Consider the following 460-nt stretch of genomic DNA (forward strand, 5'->3'; position numbering starts at 1 on the left):
CCTACGGGAGGCAGCAGTGAGGAATATTGGTCAATGGGCGCGAGCCTGAACCAGCCAAGTAGCGTGAAGGATGACTGCCCTATGGGTTGTAAACTTCTTTTATATGGGAATAAAGTGAAGCACGTGTGCCTTTTTGTATGTACCATATGAATAAGGATCGGCTAACTCCGTGCCAGCAGCCGCGGTAATACGGAGGATCCGAGCGTTATCCGGATTTATTGGGTTTAAAGGGAGCGTAGGTGGACTGTTAAGTCAGTTGTGAAAGTTTGCGGCTCAACCGTAAAATTGCAGTTGATACTGGCAGTCTTGAGTACAGTAGAGGTGGGCGGAATTCGTGGTGTAGCGGTGAAATGCTTAGATATCACGAAGAACTCCGATTGCGAAGGCAGCTCACTGGACTGTAACTGACACTGATGCTCGAAAGTGTGGGTATCAAACAGGATTAGATACCCTTGTAGTC

At 48.0% G+C, this 460-nt stretch carries 1 rRNA gene; it reads left to right on the forward strand.

Going from position 1 to position 460, the window contains the following annotated elements:
• Positions 1–460, forward strand: a 16S ribosomal RNA gene (locus KGF48_RS19935); the annotation flags it as partial.

It is taken from the genome of Clostridioides sp. ZZV15-6388 (genome assembly GCF_020657755.1).
GTDB lineage: Bacteria > Bacillota > Clostridia > Peptostreptococcales > Peptostreptococcaceae > Clostridioides.